22 protein-coding genes are annotated in these 20460 nt (G+C 70.9%); 16 read left to right on the top strand and 6 right to left on the bottom strand.

The genetic code is table 11. The features are described 5' to 3' along the window. Both ACIREO_RS11435 and ACIREO_RS11430 read left to right on the top strand, forming a co-directional pair. The coding region (locus ACIREO_RS11435; protein ID WP_404107512.1) for a biotin/lipoyl-containing protein at positions 1-1356 on the top strand (1356 nt) is incomplete at its 5' end. Between the two features lie 97 nt (positions 1357-1453). After that, positions 1454-2074, top strand: a complete 621-nt coding sequence (locus tag ACIREO_RS11430) for a TetR/AcrR family transcriptional regulator (RefSeq protein ID WP_404107510.1) — start codon at positions 1454-1456, stop codon at positions 2072-2074. Between the two features lie 45 nt (positions 2075-2119). On the opposite strand, the gene ACIREO_RS11425 is transcribed toward ACIREO_RS11430, so the two are convergent. Together ACIREO_RS11425 and ACIREO_RS11420 are read right to left on the bottom strand one after the other, a co-directional pair. After that, the gene (locus ACIREO_RS11425; RefSeq protein WP_404107509.1) at positions 2120-3088 is read right to left on the bottom strand and encodes a DeoR/GlpR family DNA-binding transcription regulator; all 969 of its coding nucleotides are present in this window, start codon (positions 3086-3088) and stop codon (positions 2120-2122) included. Positions 3089-3211: 123 nt separating this feature from the next. After that, positions 3212-4651, bottom strand: coding sequence for an NAD(P)H-quinone dehydrogenase (locus ACIREO_RS11420; RefSeq protein ID WP_404107507.1), 1440 nt, complete (start codon positions 4649-4651; stop codon positions 3212-3214). 250 nt (positions 4652-4901) lie between these two features. Here ACIREO_RS11420 and ACIREO_RS11415 point away from each other — a divergent pair, with 250 nt between their 5' ends. From ACIREO_RS11415 to ACIREO_RS11395, 5 genes are all read left to right on the top strand, one after another. Continuing rightward, complete coding sequence (locus ACIREO_RS11415) at positions 4902-5339, top strand: gamma-glutamylcyclotransferase (protein WP_404107506.1); 438 nt, start codon at positions 4902-4904, stop codon at positions 5337-5339. Positions 5340-5456: 117 nt separating this feature from the next. Next, on the top strand, positions 5457-6281 hold the full coding sequence (locus ACIREO_RS11410) for a purine-nucleoside phosphorylase (protein ID WP_404107504.1): 825 nt from the start codon (positions 5457-5459) through the stop codon (positions 6279-6281). A gap of 364 nt (positions 6282-6645) precedes the next feature. Then, positions 6646-8289, top strand: a complete 1644-nt coding sequence (locus tag ACIREO_RS11405) for a phospho-sugar mutase (protein ID WP_404107502.1) — start codon at positions 6646-6648, stop codon at positions 8287-8289. Positions 8290-8359: 70 nt separating this feature from the next. Further along, positions 8360-8644: a hypothetical protein gene (locus ACIREO_RS11400; RefSeq protein WP_404107501.1), complete on the top strand. Its 285-nt coding sequence runs from the start codon at positions 8360-8362 to the stop codon at positions 8642-8644. Then, complete coding sequence (locus ACIREO_RS11395) at positions 8641-9039, top strand: hypothetical protein (RefSeq protein ID WP_404107500.1); 399 nt, start codon at positions 8641-8643, stop codon at positions 9037-9039. The genes ACIREO_RS11400 and ACIREO_RS11395 overlap by 4 nt, the downstream gene beginning before the upstream one ends. Here the strand turns inward: ACIREO_RS11395 and ACIREO_RS11390 are convergent. Both ACIREO_RS11390 and ACIREO_RS11385 read right to left on the bottom strand, forming a co-directional pair. After that, positions 9033-9185 carry a hypothetical protein gene (locus ACIREO_RS11390; RefSeq protein WP_404107498.1) on the bottom strand — a complete coding sequence of 51 codons (153 nt, stop codon included), beginning with the start codon at positions 9183-9185 and terminating at the stop codon, positions 9033-9035. The two genes, ACIREO_RS11395 and ACIREO_RS11390, sit on opposite strands and share 7 nt — an antisense overlap. Positions 9186-10045: 860 nt before the next feature. Then, entirely contained in the window at positions 10046-10684 is a 639-nt protein-coding gene (locus ACIREO_RS11385; protein ID WP_404107496.1) for a PH domain-containing protein, read from the bottom strand. Positions 10685-10809: 125 nt separating this feature from the next. Here ACIREO_RS11385 and deoC point away from each other — a divergent pair, with 125 nt between their 5' ends. The 3 genes from deoC to ACIREO_RS11370 are packed head-to-tail and all read left to right on the top strand — an operon-like array spanning position 10810 to position 14128. Then, a complete protein-coding gene (gene deoC, locus ACIREO_RS11380; RefSeq protein ID WP_404107546.1) occupies positions 10810-11796 on the top strand; it encodes a deoxyribose-phosphate aldolase in 987 nt (328 codons plus the stop codon). Between the two features lie 6 nt (positions 11797-11802). Further along, positions 11803-13239, top strand: a complete 1437-nt coding sequence (locus tag ACIREO_RS11375; RefSeq protein WP_404107495.1) for an aldehyde dehydrogenase family protein — start codon at positions 11803-11805, stop codon at positions 13237-13239. Further along, positions 13232-14128 (top strand): aldehyde dehydrogenase family protein, encoded by an 897-nt coding sequence (locus ACIREO_RS11370; protein WP_404107493.1) that lies wholly within the window; start codon positions 13232-13234, stop codon positions 14126-14128. Before ACIREO_RS11375 ends, ACIREO_RS11370 begins: the two co-directional genes overlap by 8 nt. Positions 14129-14187: 59 nt before the next feature. Here the strand turns inward: ACIREO_RS11370 and ACIREO_RS11365 are convergent, their stop codons facing one another. Next, the gene (locus tag ACIREO_RS11365) at positions 14188-14613 is read right to left on the bottom strand and encodes a hypothetical protein (RefSeq protein ID WP_404107492.1); all 426 of its coding nucleotides are present in this window, start codon (positions 14611-14613) and stop codon (positions 14188-14190) included. Between the two features lie 63 nt (positions 14614-14676). On the opposite strand from ACIREO_RS11365, the gene ACIREO_RS11360 reads away from it, so the two are divergent. Beyond that, positions 14677-15381: a uridine kinase gene (locus tag ACIREO_RS11360; RefSeq protein ID WP_404107490.1), complete on the top strand. Its 705-nt coding sequence runs from the start codon at positions 14677-14679 to the stop codon at positions 15379-15381. A 182-nt stretch (positions 15382-15563) separates the two neighbouring features. On the opposite strand, the gene ACIREO_RS11355 is transcribed toward ACIREO_RS11360, so the two are convergent. Further along, a complete protein-coding gene (locus tag ACIREO_RS11355; protein ID WP_404107489.1) occupies positions 15564-16310 on the bottom strand; it encodes a SigE family RNA polymerase sigma factor in 747 nt (248 codons plus the stop codon). 192 nt (positions 16311-16502) lie between these two features. Between ACIREO_RS11355 and afsQ1 the strand changes: the two genes are divergently transcribed. The 5 genes from afsQ1 to ACIREO_RS11330 all read left to right on the top strand — a co-directional run bounded on the left by afsQ1 (position 16503) and on the right by ACIREO_RS11330 (position 20319). Beyond that, positions 16503-17180: a two-component system response regulator AfsQ1 gene (afsQ1, locus tag ACIREO_RS11350; RefSeq protein WP_078580519.1), complete on the top strand. Its 678-nt coding sequence runs from the start codon at positions 16503-16505 to the stop codon at positions 17178-17180. Continuing rightward, positions 17177-18697 carry an ATP-binding protein gene (locus ACIREO_RS11345; protein ID WP_404107488.1) on the top strand — a complete coding sequence of 507 codons (1521 nt, stop codon included), beginning with the start codon at positions 17177-17179 and terminating at the stop codon, positions 18695-18697. The genes afsQ1 and ACIREO_RS11345 overlap by 4 nt, the downstream gene beginning before the upstream one ends. Continuing rightward, positions 18697-19338 (top strand): hypothetical protein, encoded by a 642-nt coding sequence (locus ACIREO_RS11340; protein WP_404107544.1) that lies wholly within the window; start codon positions 18697-18699, stop codon positions 19336-19338. The genes ACIREO_RS11345 and ACIREO_RS11340 overlap by 1 nt, the downstream gene beginning before the upstream one ends. A 115-nt stretch (positions 19339-19453) precedes the next feature. Further along, on the top strand, positions 19454-20023 hold the full coding sequence (locus ACIREO_RS11335; RefSeq protein ID WP_404107542.1) for a VanZ family protein: 570 nt from the start codon (positions 19454-19456) through the stop codon (positions 20021-20023). Between the two features lie 92 nt (positions 20024-20115). Further along, entirely contained in the window at positions 20116-20319 is a 204-nt protein-coding gene (locus ACIREO_RS11330) for a PspC domain-containing protein (protein WP_404107486.1), read from the top strand. Positions 20320-20460: the final 141 nt, after the last annotated feature.

Here is a 20460-nt window from a genome sequence, read left to right as displayed (position 1 = left end):
CCGGATCCGGTGTCGGGTTCGGGTGAGGTCGTGGAGTTCGCGGAGGAGAACGGTCTGCCGATCGCGATCAAGGCCGCGTTCGGTGGTGGGGGGCGTGGGCTGAAGGTCGCCCGCACCCTGGAGGAGATTCCGGAGCTGTACGACTCGGCGGTGCGTGAGGCGGTGGCGGCGTTCGGCCGTGGTGAGTGCTTCGTGGAGCGCTACCTCGACAAGCCCCGCCATGTGGAGACCCAGTGTCTGGCCGACACCCACGGCAACGTCGTGGTCGTGTCCACGCGTGACTGCTCGCTCCAGCGCCGGCATCAGAAGCTGGTCGAGGAGGCCCCGGCCCCCTTCCTGTCCCAGGCGCAGAACGAGCAGTTGTACGCGGCGTCGAAGGCGATCCTGAAGGAAGCCGGCTACGTCGGTGCCGGCACGGTGGAGTTCCTGGTCGGTGCGGACGGCACGATCAGCTTCCTGGAGGTCAACACCCGCCTCCAGGTCGAGCACCCGGTCACCGAGGAAGTCACCGGTATCGACCTGGTGCGCGAGATGTTCCGTATCGCCGACGGTGAAGCGCTCGGTTACGGCGACCCGGAGATGCGGGGGCACTCCTTCGAGTTCCGGATCAACGGTGAGGACCCGGGCCGTGGCTTCCTGCCGGCTCCGGGGACGGTCACCCTGTTCGCTCCGCCCACCGGCCCCGGTGTCCGTCTGGACGCGGGTGTGGAGTCCGGGAGTGTCATCGGTCCGGCGTGGGACTCGCTGCTGGCCAAGCTGATCGTGACGGGTGCGACCCGTGAGCAGGCGTTGCAGCGGGCCGCGCGTGCGCTGGCCGAGTTCCAGGTGGAGGGGATGGCCACCGCGATCCCGTTCCACCGTGCGGTGGTGGCTGACGAGGCGTTCACCGCCGATCCGTTCACCATCCACACCCGGTGGATCGAGACGGAGTTCGTCAACGACATCAAGCCGTTCACGGTCCCGGCCGATCAGGACGCCGATGACGAGGCCGGCCGCGAGACCGTCGTCGTCGAGGTCGGCGGAAAGCGCCTGGAGGTCTCCCTGCCCTCCTCCCTCGGGATGAGCCTGGCGCGTACGGGTCTGGCGGCCGGTGCGAAGCCCAAGCGCCGTGCGGCGAAGAAGTCCGGCTCGGCGGCCTCCGGCGACACCCTGGCCTCCCCGATGCAGGGCACCATCGTCAAGATCGCCGTCGAAGAGGGCCAGGAAGTCAAGGAAGGCGACCTCGTCGTCGTCCTCGAAGCCATGAAAATGGAACAGCCCCTCAACGCCCACCGCTCCGGCACCGTGAAGGGCCTGGCCGCGGAAGTCGGCACCTCGGTCTCCTCCGGCGCCACGATCTGCGAAATCAAGGACTGAACACGCGTTCTCCTTGCTGCACACTGAGGGCCCGGCGACCGCCGGGCCCTCAGTGGCATCCTTGGGACGCGGGAGCGGACACCAGGAGGACAGGGTGATGGCGATGAGTACGGCACCGACACCGGCCCGGCCGATGCGCGCCGACGCGCGCCGCAACTACGACCGGCTGCTGGCCGAGGCCCGTACGTCCTTCGCCGCCCAGGGCACGGATGCCTCGCTGGAGGACGTCGCCCGGCGGGCCGGTGTGGGCATCGGCACGCTCTACCGGCACTTCCCGAACCGTCAGGCCCTGATGAACGCGGTGTTCCAGGAGGCCCTGACCTCGCTGCTCGACCGCTCCCGCGAACTGGCACGGGCCGACCAGCCGTGCGCCGCGCTGGTGGAGTGGCTGGGCGCGATCGTCACCCACGCGGGTGAGTACCGCGGCCTGGCACAGGCACTCATGTCGGCTTCGGGAGACAGGACTTCGGCACTGACGTCCTGCCATGTGCCGCTGCGTCAGGCGGGTGACCGGCTGCTGACGCGGGCGAAGTCGAGCGGCTCGGTGCGGGCGGACGTGTCCGTCGACGACCTTCTCCAGCTGACGAACGCGATCGCGCTGGCCGCGGAACAGACCCCGGCCGACCCCGCCCTGGCCGACCGCCTGCTGAGGCTGACGCTCACCGGCCTGAAGGCAGGCCCGACCGACCGTGCGCCCTCGGACCCGGCGGGCGACTGACCGAGGGCCCGCCCCGGGCCCCGCGCCCCCGTCTCAGCTCCCCGGCTACCGGCGCCGCAGGTCCGCGACCCGGCCCACCGGCCCGTCCGCCATCGTGGCGGCGCTCCGCAGCTGCGGACCGAGACCTCCAGGCCCCCCATGACCGCCCTGCGTACGCCGCTGGCCCGGCAGCGGCATGTCCTGTCGCGGCTGCCGCCCCGGCGGCACGGGCTCGCCGCCCCTGGACTCCGAGTCGGGTCCCGCCACGGTGATCTCCACACCCTGGTCGGCCAGGGCCTGGAGCTCGGTGGCCGCACGCTCGTCGTGGACCGGCGGCTCGTCCGTCACCAGACGGGTGATCAGCTCCGTGGGCACCGTCTGGAACATGGTGTCGGAACCGAGCTTCGTGTGGTCCGCGAGGACCACCACCTCGGCCGCGGCCTGCACCAGAGCCCGGTCCACGCTCGCCGAGAGCATGTTGGACGTGGACAGCCCGCGTTCAGCGGTCAGCCCGCTCCCGGAGAGGAAGGCCCGGCTCACCCGCAGCCCCTGGAGGGACTGCTCGGCACCGCTGCCGACGAGGGCGTAGTTGCTCCCGCGCAGGGTGCCGCCGGTCATCACCACTTCCACCCGGTTGGCATGGGCCAACGCCTGGGCGACGAGCAGCGAGTTGGTGACCACGGTCAGACCGGGTACCCGGGCGAGCCGGCGGGCCAGCTCCTGCGTGGTCGTTCCGGCGCCGACCACGATGGCCTCGCCCTCACCGACCAGGCCGGCCGCCAGATCGGCGATGGCCGTCTTCTCCGCGGTGGAGAGATGGGATTTCTGCGGAAAGCCGGACTCCCGCGTAAAACCGCCCGGCAAGACCGCACCGCCGTGCCGGCGGTCGAGGAGTCCTTCTGCCTCCAGTGCCCGCACGTCCCGCCGTACGGTCACTTCGGAGGTCTGGACGACGCGGGCGAGCTCACGGAGCGATACCGCCCCGTTGGCGCGCACCATTTCGAGGATCAATTGACGACGTTCTGCAGCGAACACGAAACTGACAGTAACCTGGCCGTAGGTTGTTTTTCAGCAGTTTGCGCCGAATAACAGAAGTTGTACATAGACGGGGCCCCCTAGTGGTATAGGGGGCCCCGTCGTCGCTCCGAGCAGTGCGTGCTACGCGTCGCCCTCACTCTTACGGGTGTGCAACTGCCGTGCCACTTCGGCGATCGAGCCGGACAGCGACGGGTAGACGGTGAACGCGTTGGCGATCTGCTCCACCGTCAGGTTGTTGTCCACGGCGAGCGCGATCGGGTGGATCAGCTCGCTGGCCCTCGGCGCGACGACACAGCCGCCGACGACGATGCCGGTGCCGGGCCGGCAGAGGATCTTGACGAAGCCGTCCCGGATGCCCTGCATCTTGGCGCGCGGGTTGCGCAGCAGCGGCAGCTTCACGACACGGGCGTCGATCTTGCCGGAGTCGACGTCGGCCTGGCTGTAACCGACGGTGGCGATCTCGGGGTCGGTGAAGACGTTCGCGGAGACCGTCTTGAGGTTCAGCGGCTGCACCGCGTCCCCGAGGAAGTGGTACATCGCGATCCGGCCCTGCATCGCCGCGACGGAGGCCAGCGCGAAGATCCCGGTGACGTCACCGGCGGCGTAGACACCGGGGGCGCTGGTGCGCGAGACCCGGTCGGTCCGGATGTGCCCGGACTCCTTCAGCTGCACCCCGGACTCCTCCAGGCCCATGCCCGCGGTGTTGGGGATCGCGCCGACGGCCATGAGGCAGTGCGTGCCGGAGATGACGCGGCCGTCGGCCAGCGTGACCTCGACACGGTCACCGACGCGCTTGGCCGACTGGGCGCGGGAGCGGGCCATGACGTTCATCCCGCGGCGCCGGAAGACGTCCTCCAGGACGGCGGCGGCGTCCGGGTCCTCGCCCGGGAGCACCCGGTCGCGGGAGGAGACGAGCGTCACGCGGGAGCCGAGCGCCTGGTAGGCGCCGGCGAACTCGGCACCCGTCACACCCGAGCCGACCACGATGAGCTCCTCGGGGAGCTCGTCCAGGTCGTAGACCTGGGTCCAGTTCAGGATGCGCTCGCCGTCGGGCAGGGCGTCCGGGATCTCCCGGGGGTGGCCGCCGGTCGCGATCAGCACCGCGTCGGCGGTGAGCCGCTCCTCGGTGCCGTCGGCGGCGGTCACCACGACCTGGCGGGACCCGTCGGCGGCCTGGAGGCCCTCCATCCGGCCCCGGCCGCGCATGACCCTGGCACCCGCGCGGGTGACGGAGGCGGTGATGTCGTGGGACTGGGCGAGCGCGAGGCGCTTGACGCGCCGGTTGACCTTGCCGAGGTCGACCCCGACGACCCGGGCGGCCTGCTCCATGTGCGGCGTGTCGTCGGCGACGATGATGCCGAGTTCCTCGTAGGACGAGTCGAAGGTGGTCATCACCTCGGCCGTCGCGATCAGGGTCTTGGAGGGCACGCAGTCGGTGAGTACCGAAGCGCCGCCGAGGCCGTCGCAGTCGACGACGGTCACCTCCGCGCCGAGCTGGGCGCCGACCAGTGCCGCTTCATAGCCGCCGGGGCCACCGCCGATGATCACGATCCGGGTCACGAAAAGTCCGCCTCGCGTGGTGTCATCCCACGGCCGTCTGCCGCCCCGGCCGGGGGTCCGGGGGATCGCCCCGGCGTATGCAGTACGTAGTTCATTGTCCCGCACGCGCCAAGCTGCTTCGCTCCGGGGCCCTCCATACGGGAACGGACCGGCCCCGGCCACGGCCCGTGGCCCAGGCGTACCGCCCACGACCGGGCCTTTCCTCTCCGGAACCGGCACGCTCCCCGCCACCTCCCGTACCCTCGACCCCATGTCGCTCTACGCCGCGTACGCCGGCAACCTCGACGCGCGGCTGATGACGCGCCGCGCACCGCACTCCCCGCTGCGCGGCACGGGCTGGCTCAACGGCTGGCGGCTGACGTTCGGCGGGGAGCAGATGGGCTGGGAGGGCGCGCTGGCCACGGTGGTGGAGGCACCCCGTTCCCAGGTGTTCGTCGCGCTGTACGACCTGGCTCCGATGGACGAGGACTCCATGGACCGCTGGGAGGGTGTCGGCCTCGACATCTACCGGCGCATGCGGGTGCGGGTGCACACCCTGGACGGCGAGGAACCCGCCTGGATGTACGTCCTCAACAGCTACGAGGGCGGGCTGCCCTCCGCGCGCTATCTGGGTGAGGTGGCGGACGCCGCGGAGTCCGCGGGCGCGCCGCACGACTATGTGATGAGCCTGCGCAAACGACCCTGCTGAGCGACGCCCTCCGGGGCTCTTCCCGGGGCTCTTCTGTACGAACGTACGAATGCGATCGGCCAGACTCTCACCGGACACATCTACGCGCGTAGGGAATCAGCGGTTACCCTCATCCGCGTGAACGCATCTGTTATTCCGGACCACATCCAGGGCGACCCCCGCGCCGCCGCTGCCGACGCCGCAGCGCGCCTGCGCGAGCTGACCGGCGCCGATACCCACGACGTCGCTCTCGTGATGGGCTCCGGGTGGGCCCCCGCGGGCGATGCGCTCGGCGTCCCGGAGGCCGAGTTCCCGGTCACCGCGCTGCCCGGCTTCCCGGCCCCGGCCGTCGAGGGCCACGGCGGCATGGTCCGCTCGTACCGGATCGGGGAGAAGCGCGCCCTGGTCTTCCTGGGCCGTACGCACTACTACGAGGGCCAGGGCGTGGCGGCGGTCGCGCACGGCGTCCGTACGGCGGTCGCGGCGGGCTGCGGGACCATCATCCTGACGAACGGCTGCGGCGGCCTGCGCGAGGGCATGCGCCCCGGCCAGCCGGTGCTCATCAGCGACCACATCAACCTCACGGCGGCTTCGCCGATCATCGGCGCCAACTTCGTCGACCTGACGAACCTGTACTCGCCGCGGCTGCGCGCGCTGTGCAAGGAGATCGACGAGACGCTCGAAGAGGGCGTGTACGTGCAGTTCCCCGGCCCGCACTACGAGACTCCGGCCGAGATCGGCATGGTCCGGGTCATGGGCGGCGACCTGGTCGGCATGTCCACGGTCCTGGAGGCCATCGCGGCGCGTGAGGCGGGGGCGGAGGTGCTGGGCATCTCCCTGGTCACGAACCTCGCGGCGGGCCTGAGCGGCGAACCCCTCAACCACGAGGAGGTCCTCCAGGCGGGCCGCGACTCGGCAACCCGGATGGGCGCGCTGCTGGCACGGGTGCTGGACCGGGTCTAGCAGGGGCTCCGCCCCCGCACCCCCGCTCCTCAAACGCCGGAGGGGCTTGATTCTGCCCGGCTCGACTTGCATATCCGCCTCCCCCTTGAGGCACAGGGCAACCAAATCCAGCCCCGCCGGCGTTTGAGGCGCCCTCCCTGAGGCACAGGGCAACCCAAAATCAGCCCCGCCGGCGTTTGAGGCGCGGGGGCCCGGGGGCAGAGCCCCCGCCGACCTCGCGCAGGCGCCCCGCCCCCTGAGGCACAGGGCAACCAAAATCAGCCCCGCCGGCGTTTGAGGCGCGGGGGCCCGGGGGCAGAGCCCCCGGACAGCCCCGCGCAGCGGCTCCATCCCAGCCCCCCCGTACCGCGGAAAGGCGGACACCGTGCAGCAGGACGACCTCATCACGCGGGCCAGGACCTGGCTCGCCGAGGACCCGGACCCCGAGACCCGCGCGGAGCTCGCCGGCCTCATCGACGCCGGCGACCTCACCGCCCTGGAGGACCGCTTCGCCGGCACGCTCCAGTTCGGCACGGCCGGCCTGCGCGGCGAGATCGGCGCCGGCCCGATGCGCATGAACCGGTCCGTAGTCATCCGCGCGGCCGCCGGCCTGGCCGCGTACCTGAAGGCACAGGGCCAGTCCGGCGCACTCGTCGTCATCGGCTACGACGCCCGCTACAAGTCCGCCGACTTCGCCCGCGACACCGCCGCGGTGATGACCGGCGCCGGCCTGCGCGCGGCCGTACTCCCCCGCCCCCTGCCGACCCCCGTCCTCGCGTACGCCATACGGCACCTGGGGGCCGTCGCGGGCGTGGAGGTCACAGCCAGCCACAACCCGCCGCGCGACAACGGCTACAAGGTCTACCTCGGCGACGGTTCACAGATCGTGCCCCCGGCCGACGCGGAGATCGCGGCGGCCATCGCGGCGGTCGGCCCCCTCGACGGCGTACCGCGCCCGGAGTCGGGCTGGGAGGTCCTCGGCGAAGAGGTCCTGGCCGCCTACCTCGAACGTACGGACGCCGTCCTGAACCCCGGCTCCCCCCGCACCGCGCGGACGGTCTACACCGCGATGCACGGCGTAGGCACCTCCGTCCTGACGGCCGCCTTCGCGCGGGCAGGCTTCCCCGAGCCCGTACTCGTGGCCGAACAGGCGGACCCCGACCCCGCGTTCCCCACCGTCGCCTTCCCCAACCCGGAAGAGCCCGGCGCCATGGATCTCGCGTTCGCGACCGCGCGCCGGACACAGCCCGACCTGATCATCGCCAACGACCCGGACGCCGACCGCTGCGCCGTCGCCGTCCCGGACCCTGCGGCCGACGGCGGCTGGCGGATGCTGCGCGGCGACGAGGTAGGCGCGCTGCTCGCCGCCCACCTGGTGTCCAGGGGCGTCACGGGCGTGTTCGCCGAGTCGATCGTCTCCTCGTCCCTGCTCGGCAGGATCGCCGAGAAGGCGGGCCTCGGCTACGAGGAGACGCTGACGGGCTTCAAGTGGATCGCCCGCGTCGAGGGCCTGCGCTACGGCTACGAGGAGGCCCTGGGCTACTGCGTGGACCCGGAGGGCGTCCGCGACAAGGACGGCATCACGGCCGCGCTGCTGATCGCCGAACTCGCCTCCGCACTCAAGGAGAAGGGCCGCACCCTCCTCGACCTGCTGGACGACCTCGCCCTCGAACACGGCCTGCACGCCACGGACCAGCTGTCGGTCCGGGTCGAGGACCTGACGGTCATCGCGAACGCCATGCGGCGCCTGCGCGAGACACCCCCGACCGCCCTGGCGGGCCTCCCGGTCACCTCGGCCGAGGACCTCTCGCAGGGCACGGACACCCTGCCGCCCACGGACGGCCTGCGCTACCACCTCACGGGCGCCAGGGTGATCGTCCGCCCGAGCGGCACGGAGCCGAAGCTCAAGTGCTACCTGGAGGTCGTGGTCCCGGTCACCGACGCCGCCGGGCTCCCGGAGGCTCGCGCGAGGGGCGCGGAGTTGCTGGCCGGCATCAAGCGCGACCTGGCGACGGCCGCGGGGATCTGAGGTCTGCCTGTGCGGTGGGCTACTCCGGCAACCAGCCGCACAGGCACCATGGAATGGCTATAGTTCCACTATGGCTAACACCACGATTCAGGTTCCGCGAGAAACCCGCGACCATCTCGCGGCTCTGGCGGCCGAGCGCGGCCTCACGCTGGGCCAGCTCGTGCAGCAGCTCGCCGCACACGAACTCACCGAAACGCAGATCGCCGAGCGACTGGAAGCCGACCGTGCGGCGGCCCGCCGGAACATGGGCGTCGATCTGGCTGACGAGGAATTCGACCAGGGCCCCGACGTGCTGAGCAATATCTACCGGATCGCGGCGGAAAAGGTAAGGGCCGCCAGGGGCACGGCCGCGTGATCATCCTCGACACGAGTGCCGTGGCCGCACTGGCCGAAGGGCACAAAGTACTCAACCAGTTGGCCGCCAATATGGCGAAGACTCCCGGAGACCGCCTCTGGGTGCCCGCACTGTGTCTGATGCAGGCGGAAGCGGACGACGCCGACGCGGGCAGAGCGGCCCTGGCCTTTTCCTCAGTCAGCGTCGACACACTCGATACTGTCGCCTCGGTGACGGTGGGAACCCTGGTGCGAGACGGCTTCGGCAGGCCTGACACGTGTCACGCACTGTACTGCGCGTCACCCCGAGCCGAGTTCACCGGAATGTCGATCCTGCTAACCGGCCACGAGAACCTCTACCCACCCGGCGTGGTGACCGTGGACATCGACTCTCCGGGAACGCTGGGCTATCACTGAGCCCTGCGGTTCAGCGCCTGATGGACGAGGCTGTGGGTGTAGAGCCGCCGCGCCTGGCCCTCGCCGAGCACGTCGACGGCCGCGAGCACCAGGCCTGGATCGGGCTTTCCGTATGCGGGGGCAAAGCCCAGGGGATTGGGGTGCACGCCCGACCGAACCGTCGGCCGAAACAGCCGGGCTGCGGGCGGGGCGGGCGGCCCTCGCTGTCGTCCGACGCCCTGCCTCGGTCACGCCGACGACCCGGGCCCCGTACCCGGCCCCACTCAGCCGATGCCCCATCGCCTGGTCGAAGTCCACAGGAATCGTCGCCGCGTAGATCGTCGCCGTGCCCGCGTACGCCCGGCCGGGCAGGCCCAGGTTGCGCCGGGACCCGTGCCGCACCCACCCGAGCGCACCGAGTTCCCGCAGTACGCGGACATGCCGCTTCACCGTGGCGGTCGACACCCCTACACGCAAGACGCTTCGGGTAGGCATGACGCACGCAGTGCCATTCTCAAGTAAATGCAGAGGATTGTTATTCTTGATTCGTTGCGCCGAGTTTTCGAAGGATAGGTTCGACGAACTTTGCGAATTTCAGCTACGGTCGTCTGGTGGGGCTCATTGCGGCAGGCGCACTTATCGAGTGGGCGGGGAGGCGGGAAAAACCTGCTATGCCGGGGATAAGGATTGCCATGCTCGTGAGTGCTGCCACGTCCTTGCTTTTCAGCATCTTTTCGTAGCTCAATTACCGAGATCCGGCGATGAACCCCAAGCCCAGGGCACAGAGACCACCTGACCAGCAGCGCCGTCTGCCGTCGTCAGTAATCCTGCGCTCCCCCTTGCCCACGGGCGAGGCCCATCAGGCCAGTCGCCCGCATGGTCAGCACGTCAACCCACTGCACGTCACCAGCGGAACGCCCAAGGCCAGCACACACAGCCTCGCCATCCGTCCCGTGCCGGGACGTGACCCCAGGCCCGGGCCTCCGCGGCCTCAGCGCCGACGGCCATCAGCGCCGCCCCCAGCACCTCAGCCGATCGCGAGCAGCACCACGAGCAGTACCGCGCCGACCACGGCCGGGGCGATCACCTCGTAGGCCCAGCGGACCGACGCCGTGGTCGTGCCCTGCTCCTTGCGGGCGGCTGCGCCCTCGGCGAGCTCCCGCAGGTCGCCCACCGTCTGGTCGGCGGCCGCCGAGCGGGCGGCGGAGTCGCGGACGTCGGCGTGCACGGAGGTCCGGCCGTACGGGTCGTCGTGCGCCTGCTGGCCGGCCTTCCTGGCGGCGCGCTTGCGCTCGCGCAGCGAGACGGGGACCGCCCACAGCTGGTACTTGTCGCCGCTGTGGGTGAAGACCTCGCTCGAATACGCGGCGCGCACCGTGGAGACATCCGTCCAGGGCAGCACGATCGTGCGGAACGGGTTGCGGATCCGGATCCGCTCCGCGTCGGCGAACACGGCCGGCCGCAGCGTGAACGCCACGATCAGCGGGATCACCGTCAGCAGCGCGGCCAGCGACAGCCACGGCACCCACCCCTTGCCCTGGACCACCGCGTCGCCGCCGATCCAGCCGACCAGCAGGATCAGCAGCACGCCGCTGACCAGCCCGGCGCCCGACCGGAAGGTCCGGTCGGCGTAGGCGGGCTCGGCGGGGGGTGTGGGGCTCGTCATGGGACCGATTCTGCCTGACGGGGAGCGGCGGGGTGCCCGGAGGCCTCGTACAGCCGTGGAAGGCACGTAAACGGGGAGGCCCCTGTACAGGTCGCTACGCGCGTAGATATGCTCATGTGGTGACCATGCCCACCACTGCTCCCTCCCCCAAGCTCTCAGCTCCGTTCGAGCAGGGGGGACCCCCACTCGCCGACGCGACGGCGTCCGACAGTGCGCTGCGCCGCTTCCTGCACGGGCTGCCCGGCGTCGACACCGTCGGCCTCGAAGCGCGCGCGGCCTCCCTCGGCACCCGATCGATCAAGACGACCGCCAAGGCGTACGCCATCGATCTCGCCATCTCGATGATCGACCTGACGACGCTGGAAGGCGCGGACACCCCGGGCAAGGTCCGGGCTCTCGCCGCCAAGGCCGTCAATCCCGACCCGACCGACCGCACGACTCCGCGCACCGCGGCGCTCTGTGTCTATCCCGACATGGCGGCGACCGCCGTCGCCGCGCTGGCCGGCTCCGGGGTGAAGGTCGCCTCCGTCGCGACCGCCTTCCCCGCCGGGCGCGCCGCGCTGGACGTCAAGCTCGCGGACGTACGCGACGCCGTGGCGGCCGGGGCCGACGAGATCGACATGGTGATCGACCGCGGCGCCTTTCTCTCCGGCCGCTATCTCAAGGTCTACGAGGAGATCACCGCCGTGAAGGCCGAGTGCGGCTCCGCGCGGCTCAAGGTGATCTTCGAGACCGGCGAGCTGTCCACGTACGACAACATCCGGCGGGCCTCCTGGCTCGGGATGCTGGCGGGGGCGGACTTCATCAAGACGTCGACCGGCAAGGTCGGGACGAACGCCACCCCGGCGAACACCCTGCTGATGCTGGAGGCCGTACGCGACTTCCGGGAGCAGACGGGCGTACAGATCGGCGTGAAGCCCGCGGGCGGCATCCGCACCTCCAAGGACGCGATCAAGTTCCTCGTCCTGGTCAACGAGACGGCGGGCGAGGACTGGCTGGACAGCCACTGGTTCCGCTTCGGCGCCTCCAGCCTGCTGAACGACCTGCTGATGCAGCGCCAGAAGCTCAGCACCGGCCGTTACTCCGGCCCCGATTACGTGACGGTGGACTGATACGCCATGGCATCCGCATTCGATTACGCACCGGCCCCGGAGTCCCGCTCCGTCGTCGACATCGCCCCCTCGTACGGCCTGTTCATCGACGGCGAGTTCACCGAGGCGGCCGACGGCAAGGTCTTCAAGACGGTCAGCCCGTCCACCGAGGAGGTGCTCTCCGAGGTCGCGCGAGCAGGCGCCGAGGACGTGGACCGTGCCGTGAAGGCGGCCCGCAGGGCCTTCGAGAAGTGGTCGGCGCTGCCCGGCTCCGAGCGCGCCAAGTACCTCTTCCGGATCGCCCGGATCATCCAGGAGCGCTCCCGCGAGCTCGCCGTCCTGGAGACCCTGGACAACGGCAAGCCGATCAAGGAGACCCGCGACGCGGACCTCCCGCTGGTCGCCGCGCACTTCTTCTACTACGCGGGCTGGGCCGACAAGCTCGACCACGCCGGGTACGGGGCGAACCCGCGACCGCTCGGTGTCGCCGGCCAGATCATCCCGTGGAACTTCCCGCTCCTGATGCTGGCCTGGAAGATCGCCCCGGCGCTCGCCACCGGCAACACGGTGGTGCTCAAGCCGGCGGAGACGACTCCGCTGTCGGCCCTGTTCTTCGCCGACATCTGCCGCCAGGCGGGCCTGCCCAAGGGTGTCGTCAACATCCTGACCGGGTACGGCGACGCGGGCTCGGCCCTCGTCGAGCACCCCGACGTCAACAAGGTCGCCTTCACCGGTTCGACCGCCGTCGGCAAGGCAATCGCCCGGCAGATCGCGGGCACGGACAAGAAGGCCACGCTCGAACTGGGCGGCAAGGGCGCCAACATCGTCTTCGACGACGCCCCCGTCGACCAGGCCGTCGAGGGCATCGTCACCGGCATCTTCTTCAACCAGGGCCAGGTCTGCTGCGCGGGCTCGCGGCTCCTCGTACAGGAGTCCGTGCACGACGAGGTGCTGCACTCCCTCAAGCGCCGGCTGTCCACGCTCAGGCTCGGCGACCCGCTGGACAAGAACACCGACATCGGCGCGATCAACTCCGCGGAGCAGCTCTCCCGGATCAGCGCGCTCGTCGAGACGGGCGAGGCCGAGGGCGCCGAGCGGTGGTCCGCTCCGTGCGAGCTCCCGTCCGCCGGTTACTGGTTCCCCCCGACGCTCTTCACGAACGTCACCCAGGCGCACACCGTCGCCCGCGACGAGATCTTCGGCCCGGTGCTGTCGGTGCTGACCTTCCGTACGCCCGACGAGGCCGTCGCGAAGGCCAACAACAGCCAGTACGGCCTCTCGGCGGGCATCTGGACCGACAAGGGCTCCCGCATCCTCGCGGTGGCGAACAAGCTCCGTGCGGGCGTCATCTGGGCCAACACGTTCAACAAGTTCGACCCGACCTCGCCGTTCGGCGGATACAAGGAGTCGGGCTTCGGCCGCGAGGGCGGCCGTCACGGTCTGGAGGCCTACCTCGATGTCTGACGGGCGACTGAGCGTCTTCAAGACCTACAAGCTGTACGTCGGGGGCAAGTTCCCCCGCTCCGAGAGCGGCCGGGTGTACGAGGTGAGCGACGCAAAGGGCAAGTGGCTGGCGAACGCCCCGCAGTCCTCCCGCAAGGACGCGCGTGACGCGGTCGTGGCCGCGCGCAAGGCGTTCGGCGGCTGGTCCGGCGCTACCGCGTACAACCGCGGCCAGGTCCTCTACCGCGTCGCGGAGATGCTGGAGGGCCGCCGGGAGCAGTTCGTACGGGAGGTGGCGGACGCCGAGGGGCTGTCGAAGTCCAAGGCGGCGGCCGTCGTGGACGCTGCGGTCGACCGCTGGGTCTGGTACGCGGGCTGGACGGACAAGATCGGCCAGGTCGTGGGCGGGGCGAACCCGGTCGCAGGCCCGTTCCTCAACCTGTCCACCCCGGAGCCGACGGGCGTGGTCGCGGTTCTGGCCCCGCAGGAGTCGTCGTTCCTGGGCCTGGTGTCGGTGGTCGCCCCGGTGATCGCCACGGGGAACACGGCGGTCGTCCTCGCCTCGGCCGACGCCCCGCTGCCCGCGCTCTCGCTGGGCGAGGTCCTGGCGACCTCCGACCTGCCCGGCGGTGTGGTGAACATCCTGTCGGGGAGGACGGCGGAGCTCGCGGCCCCGCTGGCGTCCCACCAGGACGTCAACGCCATCGACCTCACGGGGGCCGACGCCGCTCTGGCGAAGGAGCTGGAGATCGCGGCGGCCGACAACCTGAAGCGGGTGTCGCGTCCACAGGCTGTGGACGGTGACGACTGGTCGGCCGATCCCGGCACGCACCGCCTGACGGCCTTCCTGGAGACCAAGACGGTCTGGCACCCCACGGGTGCCCTGGGGGCCTCCGGCTCCTCGTACTGACCCGGCAGGCACGTGTGGGGCCGTCTCCCCGGCGGCCCCACACGCATGCGTACGCCGGATCAGCCGGTGATCAGACCGGTCACCTCTCCGACCACGGGCAGATCACCGAGCGCGGCACCACTGGTCACCGGGTCCGTGACGATCGCGGTGGTCACGGGCTTGAAGTCGGCGACCTGGGTTCCCACGGCGTTGTCCAGCGGGTCCACGCCCGTACCGGCCAGGGGATCCAGCTGGAGTTCGGTCACGGGCTTGACGGCGCCCACGATCCCGTAACCGAGCACGCTGCTCAGCGCGGGCTCCGCCGCTTCGTTGACCGCCCCCAGGGTGCTGTCCGCGGTGTCCGCGCCGGTCGCGGGCGGGGCGGGCAGCGGCGCCGCCTGGGCCGCCGCACCTCCCGCGCCGAGCGCCGCGCCCAGCGCGGTGAGGGTCAGACCGGCGCGCAGCAAGGTGCGTTTCCGGGGCTTGGACAGTGCATGACGTGCCATGTTTTCCCACCTGATCGGGACGTGTCGGGTAATCATCCGTGCGCGCAGAGTAGTTGAGGTGTGATGCTCGATACCAACAGGACCTCCCGGGGATCCCCTACGCGGGTCAATGCCTCACACTTCTGTCCTGTGAGTTCCCAACCGATCCCCACGCGCGTCGTGCTGCTCGCCGGTCCGTCCGGCTCCGGCAAGTCGTCCCTCGCGGCCCGCAGCGGTCTCCCGGTGCTACGCCTGGACGACTTCTACAAGGAGGCCAACGATCCGACACTGCCGCGGGTCACCGGCAGCGTGGACATCGACTGGGACTCGGCCCTGTCCTGGGACGCGGACGGCGCGGTCGCGGCCATAGCGGAGCTGTGCCGAGCGGGGCGTACGTCCGTACCCCTGTACGACATCGCCACGAGCTCACGGACGGGCCGCGAGACGCTCGACATCGAACGCACGCCGCTCTTCGTCGCGGAGGGCATCTTCGCGGCGGACATCGTGGAGCGCTGCCAGGAACTGGGCCTGCTCGCGGACGCGCTGTGCCTGCGCGGCCGGCCGTCGACGACGTTCCGCCGGCGCCTGGTGCGCGATCTGCGGGAGGGCCGCAAGTCGGTGCCGTTCCTGCTGCGGCGCGGCTGGCGCCTGATGCGCGCCGAGCGCCGCATCGTGGCCCGCCAGACGGCGCTCGGCGCCTACCCGTGCGCCAAGCAGGAGGCCCTGGGCCGCCTGGCCGCCGCGGCGGCGGGACGGTGCAGCACCCCGCGGAGCCGGGTGCCCAACTGAGCGCGGAGCCCGGGCCCCGGAAAACGCGGCGGGGGCGGACAGGACCCCCCGGCCTGTCCGCCCCTGCTGCGTACCACCCCCGTGCCGCCGCCTCCCCCGAAGCTGCGGCCTTTCCCCCGTGTCCCCCTGGTGTTGCTCCCCCGTGTTCCCCCGGTGTTGCTCCCCCCGCGCCCCCGTAGACCTCAGGCCACCAGCTCGCCGAAGGACTCCTCCTCGTCACGGCCGAAGCTGAGGACCTCGTCCTCGCGCAGCCGGCGGAGTGACCGCCAGATGCTCGACTTCACCGTGCCGACACTGATGTCGAGGATGGACGCGATCTCCGGGTCCGTGCGGCCCTCGTAGTAGCGGAGGACCAGCATCGTGCGCTGGAGTTCCGGCAGCCGTGCGAGCGCCTGCCAGAGCACCGCCCGCAGCTCCGTGCCGCGCATCGCGTCCGTGTCGCCCACCGTCTCCGGCAGCTCCTCGGTCGGGTATTCGTTGAGCTTGCGCCTGCGCCACGCGCTGATGTGCAGGTTGGTCATGGTGCGGCGGAGGTACCCGCCGACGGCCGCCTTGTCGCTGATCCTGTCCCACGCCCGGTACGTCGAGAAGAGGGCGCTCTGCAGCAGGTCCTCGGCCTCGAACCGGTCGCCGGTCAGGTGATAGGCGGTCGCGTACAGGGAGGCGCGGCGCTCCTGGACGTAGGCGGTGAACGCCGCTTCGGCGTCCTCCGTCCGTTCCAGGGGCTTCCGCTCCCCCGAACCCTCTCCGTGCGCGCTGCCCCCGTTTTCCCCCGTGGGCACGTCGATCATCGTCAGGTACGACGAGTGCTGACGTCCGGCGCCACATGCGCGCCCCCGCCCCCCGGCGCCGGACTTCTCCGGGCTCCGCCCGACGTCGTGAAGGCGCGTGACAACTGCGCTTGAGGTGGTGCTGTGCAGTGCGTTCATCTGGCGCCCCCCATCGGTGGAGTCCGTTCGTTCCGTGTTCCAACGAGCTTGCCGGGGCAGTTTCATGGCACTGTCCCCCGACTGTCACAGAGCTGTCACAGGCCATGTCGGAGACCGAGCCGGGATCACGTCTACGGATCAAGTCGGGGGGATTGTCGAAACGTGGCACCACCATGGGCCAGAATGGCCCCTGTGCCTTTCCTGTTGCTGATCGAGGACGATGACGCCATCCGCACGGCCCTCGAACTCTCACTGTCACGCCAGGGCCACCGTGTGGCCACCGCGGCGACGGGAGAGGACGGCCTGGAGCTGCTCCGGGAGCAGCGGCCGGACCTGGTCGTGCTGGATGTGATGCTGCCCGGAATCGACGGTTTCGAGGTGTGCCGGCGTATCCGGCGTACCGACCAACTGCCGATCATTCTGCTGACCGCGCGCAGCGACGATATCGACGTCGTGGTGGGACTGGAGTCCGGCGCGGACGACTATGTCGTGAAACCCGTACAGGGCCGGGTGCTCGATGCCCGTATCCGCGCGGTCCTGCGCCGCGGGGAGAGAGAGTCCACCGACTCGGCCACGTTCGGAAGTGTCGTCATCGACCGTTCCGCGATGACCGTCACGAAGGACGGGGAGGACCTGCAGCTCACGCCGACCGAGCTGCGGCTTCTGCTCGAGCTGAGCCGCCGGCCGGGACAGGCCCTGTCCCGGCAGCAGTTGCTCCGCCTGGTGTGGGAGCACGACTATCTCGGTGACTCGCGGCTGGTGGACGCCTGTGTGCAGCGGTTGCGGGCGAAGGTGGAGGACGTGCCGTCCTCGCCGACCCTGATCCGTACCGTGCGGGGTGTGGGCTACCGGCTGGATTCGCCTCAGTGAGCGATTCCGCGAAGCGTTCCATACGCGCGGGTCTTCGCTGGACCAGCCTGCGGCTGCGGCTTCTGATCGTGTTCGCGCTGGTGGCGCTGGTGGCGGCGGTGTCCGCTTCGGGCATCGCCTACTGGCTCAACCGCGAGGCCGTCCTGACGCGTACGCAGGACACGGCGCTCGGTGACTTCCGCCGTCAGATGCAGAACCGCGCGGCCTCGCTCCCGCTGGAGCCCACGGCCGTCGATCTGCGGGACGCCGCCGAGCAGATGGCCACCAGCGGGCCGGGCTACCACGTGCTGCTGATCGGCGCCCGTGACGGCAAACCCGTCGCCGGGTCGTCCGACCTCGACTCCTTCACCAAGGCCGACGTGCCGGCCTCGCTGCAGAGACAGGTGAACAAGAAGCAGTCGCTGACGTCGGCCAACACCGTTGAGTACCACCTGTTCTGGCAGCGTACGACGCTGGGCGGCACCCCCTACCTGGTGGCCGGGACGAAGGTCATCGGTGGTGGTCCCGCCGGGTACATGCTGAAGTCGCTCGACCAGGAGCGTCAGGACCTCAACTCGCTGGCGTGGTCCCTGGCCATCGCCACGGCGCTGGCCCTGGTCGGCTCGGCTCTCCTCGCCCAGGCCGCGGCGACGACCGTGCTGCGGCCGGTGCAGCGGCTCGGCGACGCGGCCCGCAAACTCGGTGAGGGCAAGCTCGACACCCGGCTCGTGGTCTCCGGCACCGATGAACTCGCCGATCTGTCCCACACGTTCAACAAGGCCGCGGGCTCCCTGGAGAAGAAGGTCGCGGACATGAGCGCGCGGGAGGAGTCGAGCCGGAGGTTCGTCGCCGACATGTCGCACGAGCTGCGCACCCCGCTGACCGCGATCACGGCGGTCGCGGAGGTGCTGGAGGACGAGGCGGACAGCCTGGACCCGATGATCGCTCCGGCCGTGCACCTGGTGGTGAGCGAGACCCGGCGGCTCAACGACCTGGTCGAGAACCTCATGGAGGTCACCCGCTTCGACGCCGGTACGGCCCGCCTCGTCCTGGACACGGTCGACGTCGCCGACCAGGTGACCGCCTGCATCGACGCCCGCGCCTGGCTGGACGCGGTCGATCTGGACGCGGAGCGCGGCATCATGGTGCGGCTGGATCCGCGCCGGCTCGACGTGATCCTGGCGAATCTGATCGGCAACGCCCTCAAGCACGGCGGGTCACCGGTGCGGGTGTCGGTACGGACCGACGAGGACGAGCTGGTCATCGAGGTACGCGACCACGGCCCGGGCATCCCCGAAGAGGTCCTGCCCCATGTGTTCGACCGCTTCTACAAGGCGAGCGCCTCTCGCCCACGCTCCGAAGGCAGCGGTCTCGGCCTGTCCATCGCGGTGGAGAACGCGCACATCCACGGCGGTGACATCACGGCCTCGAACCTGCCGGACGGCGAAGGTGCGGTGTTCGTGCTGCGCCTTCCGCGCGACACGGAGCCGGACGAGCCGGACGACGCGGACCGGAACGAGAAGGGCGACGCCAAGTGATGCGCAGCGAGCGGACGTACGGCGCACCGCGCAGGCCCGGCCGGGGCCCCGCCCGGCCCGTTGCCGCGCTGGCCGCCGTCGTGGCCTGTGCGGCGCTGGCGGCGGGCTGCGGCATCCGCAGCACCTCGGTGCCGGTCGACGCCGGCGCGGCGCCGTCCCGGATGCCGTGCCGGACCGCGTCGGCGGAGACGACCGCGCCGCCGCCGGGGACCGTGCCCGCACGGGTCTATCTGGTCTGCGCCTCGCAGCTGGTGACGGTGGAGCGCACGGTCGAGGTCGACGAGTCACGGTCCGAGCCCCTCCTGATCGCGCAGGCGCTCCTGAGCGAGCTCCAGCGGGATCCGGACGCCGATGAGCGGCGCGCCGGTTTCTCCACCGATGTCCCGGCGGCCCTGCGGGTCACCGCCGCCCACAAGGGGGACCCGGCGGGCACGCTGCGCCTCAGCGAGCAGCCGGACGACCTCACGGCGGAGGCGCTCGCGCAGGTGGTGTGTTCGTACGCGGACAGCGAGTCCCTCGGATCCGGGGGTTCGGTGGTGCTCGGCGGGCCGGGCGACTACGCCCCGCGTGGATACCTGTGCACGTCGGAGACGAAGAGCCTCTCCGCCGAGGTCCCCACGCTGGGCGCGCTCGGCCTGTAGCGGCCGGTCACCGGGATGCCGGTGACGACTCCGCGTCCGATTCGGCCCGTATCGGGATCTCCGGCTTGCCAATGACGCCGCGGGCGGAACCGATCCTGCGGGTGGTGACGTCTTGGTGCACGTGCGTCACAGTTCGGACGGCTCGGCCGTCATCCGCTTCCGCGCGGCGGGGGGACTCCTCCTTCTCGTGCATCTTCTGTTCGTCTGCTGGCTGACGCTGCGCCCGCTGGACGTGCCCTGGATGACGGCCGCGAACTTCCAGCCGTTCGCCGGGATCAGGGCCGACCTCGCCCTGGGCCCGGCCGAGGCGGTACGCCATATCGGTGAGGGCCTGCTGCTCCTGGCCCCGCTGGGCATACTGCTGCCGATGGCCGGCGGCAGGCTGCTGGTCTCCCCGTGGGCCTCACTGGCCCGTACGGTCGCGGCCGGCGCCCTGACCTCGATGGCGATCGAGCTGGGGCAGACGGGCGTGCCCGGCCAGGTCGTCGACGTCGACTCGCTGCTGCTGAACACCGCGGGCGTCGCGCTGGCCCATCTGCTGGTCGTCCCCCTGTCGCGGTCACGGCTGCGCCGGGGCAACCGGGCGGGGGCCGGCGACCTGGCCCGGATCGGGGCCCTGTCGTCCCGGGGTGAGGCCCCTCAGGGATCTACCCCGACGATTTCCAGGGTCGGTATCGCACCGTAGAGCGATGCTTTGTCCCCCGCCCCGGGGCCACTATGGAGGTACCGGGAGCACGACGGAGCTGCTCCCCGAAACGGTTCGCGAAGGAGCTCACCATGGCCGCACTTGCCCGCCCCCGTGACGGACGCATGATCGGTGGAGTGTGCGCGGCGCTGGCACAGCGCTTCTCCACCTCCGCAGGGACGATGCGTGTCATCTTCCTGGTCTCGTGTCTGCTCCCCGGCCCCCAGTTCCTGCTCTACCTGGCGCTGTGGGTGCTGCTGCCTTCGGAGAAGAGCCCGGCCGCGACGGCCTGGTGACCTTCAGGACCACGGGGAGAGAGACATGTGGGGGGGGCCCCCCCCCCCGGGGGGGGGGCCCCCCCGGGGGGGGGGGGGGCAACCCCCCCCCGGCCGGGGCCCGGGGGGGCCCCCGGGGGGGGGGCGCCCCGGCGGGTTGTT

The organism is Streptomyces sp. NPDC102441, from assembly GCF_044765585.1.
GTDB lineage: Bacteria > Actinomycetota > Actinomycetes > Streptomycetales > Streptomycetaceae > Streptomyces.
This window is presented reverse-complemented; position numbering and strand designations above follow the sequence as displayed.

Excerpts from the sequence above, each read along its gene's own strand:
- ACIREO_RS11430 (WP_404107510.1), top strand. The coding sequence starts at position 1,454 with ATGGCGATGAGTACGGCACCGACACCGGCCCGGCCGATGCGCGCCGAC.
- ACIREO_RS11415 (WP_404107506.1), top strand. The coding sequence starts at position 4,902 with ATGTCGCTCTACGCCGCGTACGCCGGCAACCTCGACGCGCGGCTGATG.
- ACIREO_RS11400 (WP_404107501.1), top strand. The coding sequence starts at position 8,360 with ATGGCTAACACCACGATTCAGGTTCCGCGAGAAACCCGCGACCATCTC.
- ACIREO_RS11385 (WP_404107496.1), bottom strand. The coding sequence starts at position 10,684 with ATGACGAGCCCCACACCCCCCGCCGAGCCCGCCTACGCCGACCGGACC.
- deoC (WP_404107546.1), top strand. The coding sequence starts at position 10,810 with ATGCCCACCACTGCTCCCTCCCCCAAGCTCTCAGCTCCGTTCGAGCAG.
- ACIREO_RS11375 (WP_404107495.1), top strand. The coding sequence starts at position 11,803 with ATGGCATCCGCATTCGATTACGCACCGGCCCCGGAGTCCCGCTCCGTC.
- ACIREO_RS11370 (WP_404107493.1), top strand. The coding sequence starts at position 13,232 with ATGTCTGACGGGCGACTGAGCGTCTTCAAGACCTACAAGCTGTACGTC.
- ACIREO_RS11365 (WP_404107492.1), bottom strand. The coding sequence starts at position 14,613 with ATGGCACGTCATGCACTGTCCAAGCCCCGGAAACGCACCTTGCTGCGC.
- ACIREO_RS11360 (WP_404107490.1), top strand. The coding sequence starts at position 14,677 with ATGCTCGATACCAACAGGACCTCCCGGGGATCCCCTACGCGGGTCAAT.
- ACIREO_RS11355 (WP_404107489.1), bottom strand. The coding sequence starts at position 16,310 with ATGAACGCACTGCACAGCACCACCTCAAGCGCAGTTGTCACGCGCCTT.
- ACIREO_RS11340 (WP_404107544.1), top strand. The coding sequence starts at position 18,697 with ATGCGCAGCGAGCGGACGTACGGCGCACCGCGCAGGCCCGGCCGGGGC.
- ACIREO_RS11330 (WP_404107486.1), top strand. The coding sequence starts at position 20,116 with ATGGCCGCACTTGCCCGCCCCCGTGACGGACGCATGATCGGTGGAGTG.